Genomic DNA, 2,202 nt, shown 5'->3' on the forward strand with positions numbered 1-2,202 from the left:
GATACACAAACACATCAATCTACACAAATAGCTAAACTGCTAAGTGGAGAATATAGCCTTATCCTCTTTGCCTATCAAAAGACACCGGCCTATAAAGTAAAGAATTATGCCACCCATACCAAACTAGACTATAATCCTCCTTTATCCCTTAGATTCAATGGTAAGGAATTAGAGGTACTAGAATGGGGGGAAGTGAAAGAGTATTACAGAATCTACTCTAAAGACTATGATAGTATAGATACAAAAGATATGCCTAGATTACTTTCATCTTATTCTCTTGCCCCTGATGTTATAGACATAGAGAGGTATTATACATCTAGTCATCATAAAGACCAAGATATTATAGATTCTATACAGCAAGATACTTCTTTACCTAAAGGAAACTATTATCTTTATACTAAAGATATAGAGCAATCTTTAAAGATTCAAACAGATTTCTACACAAGAGCTAGAGGATATAATGCCCTTAATATCTATGCCTTAGATACAAACAATCAATATAAAATCTCATACTATAATAATCCATTAGATAATATCCCATATCCTAAAGGCACTACCTTTCTCACGACACCAAATACACCAATACCTACATACCATACAGATGAAAGAGTAAAGATATTTCTCAAAGGAAGTAAGACTTACAAAGACTTTATATTGAATCTAAAGCAAAAGATAGATTCTATACAATCACAATATGAAATAGAAAGGATAAGATTGGAGGTGGGGTATAAAAAACAATACCCATTAGCCCATAGTCCATTGGCAGAGTTGATAGTCTCAAAAGAATCTAAAAATGACTATAATATTGCTAATAAATACAATCCAAAAACAAAAAACTATCCATCTACAAAAGAATATAAATTAACAGAAATGACATTAAAAGAGATTATGGAAAAACAATCTAAAAAGGAATTATTTGCAACAGGTAGGTATCAAATCGTGCCTAATACACTCAAAGATGCGAAAGCGAAATTAAAACTTAATGAAAACGATTTATACAATGAGGAAATGCAAGATAGAATCTTTGAGGAGTATTTGATAAATAAAAAAAGACCAAAGGTTATGAGTTATCTCAAGGGAATTGGTAATATAGATGTAGCTGCACACGAATTAGCAAAAGAATTTGCCTCTATTGGAGTAAAAGAAGGTTGGGAACTTAGTAATGGGCATATAGCACAAGGTGGGGAAAGTTTTTATTCTGGAGTAGGTGGCAATAAGGCACATTATGGGGCAGAAAAAATCATAGAAGCTTTAAAAAATACTCAAGAAAAATATAAAGAATATATCAAATCAAAAGGATATTAGAATGAAAAAATTCGTTGCTTATCTTATGGTAGCAATACTTGTGTTTAGTAGTGCGTATGCGAGTGTGTGTAATACTAACGAAAAATCTTCTATACTACAAAGTTGGCAAGAAGATTGGGGGAATTATGAGTGGGGAGAAGATCCACAAGTCAATCAATACTATGTTGTAGAAACAAATGGGGCTTTGAGAGATATGCTTAGAAGCTGTGATATAACAGGATTAGAACAAATATTTCATAGGCTTGGAAAAGATGAGATAATAAGCTTTCAAAGGGCAGAGGGAAGCTACCTTGATATTGTCTTACAGGAAGACATAAACCCTTTGGTTGTGAGGTTTTTACTTGATAATGAGATTATAGTATTTAAGGATTTAAATCCGATAGATTATAAGCAACTTACCACCCAAAAACTCCAAGAAGCTAAAACTAAGGGAGATTCTAAAGCAGTGGAAAATTATGAAAAGATTATAAAACTTTTGCAAGAGTATAAGGCAAAATAGATAAATGAGCGCGATATCACAATTACAATGCAATAACACAGATTCTATCCTCGAAGTAAAGATACACAACACACAAAAGCCTTTAAAAATAGATACTACCTTAGAGTGTGAAGCACTCTATTATGGATACAAACTCATTCAATGGGCATATATGATACTCCCTACTAAAGAATATAATCCAAACAAGACAAAACTACAAAAAGATATAGATTATTATGAACTCCCAAGTGATACCTACAAAGGAAATATCATTTCATTTAATCCTAAAGAATATTTACAATCAAAAGAGAATACAAGAGATACACAAACACATCAATCTACACAAATAGCTAAACTGCTAAGTGGAGAATATAGCCTTATCCTCTTTGCCTATCAAAAGACACCGGCCTATAAAGTAA

Annotated in this window: 1 protein-coding gene and 2 pseudogenes; all 3 read left to right on the forward strand. The window is 32.2% G+C overall.

What is annotated here, in order from left to right; all coding sequences use genetic code 11:
- Nucleotides 1–1,305 (forward strand): annotated as a pseudogene (locus C6H17_RS11955) (hypothetical protein); the annotation flags it as partial.
- 1 nt (nt 1,306) lies between these two features.
- The gene (locus C6H17_RS11960; protein WP_005220044.1) at nt 1,307–1,804 is read left to right on the forward strand and encodes a hypothetical protein; all 498 of its coding nucleotides are present in this window, start codon (nt 1,307–1,309) and stop codon (nt 1,802–1,804) included.
- A gap of 4 nt (nt 1,805–1,808) precedes the next feature.
- Nucleotides 1,809–2,202, forward strand: a pseudogene (locus tag C6H17_RS11965) (TIGR02594 family protein); the annotation flags it as partial.

The organism is Helicobacter rappini, from assembly GCF_900198625.1.
Lineage (GTDB): Bacteria > Campylobacterota > Campylobacteria > Campylobacterales > Helicobacteraceae > Helicobacter_A > Helicobacter_A rappini.

Coding starts and splice junctions, on each gene's coding strand:
- C6H17_RS11960 (WP_005220044.1), top strand. CDS start 1,307: ATGAAAAAATTCGTTGCTTATCTTATGGTAGCAATACTTGTGTTTAGT.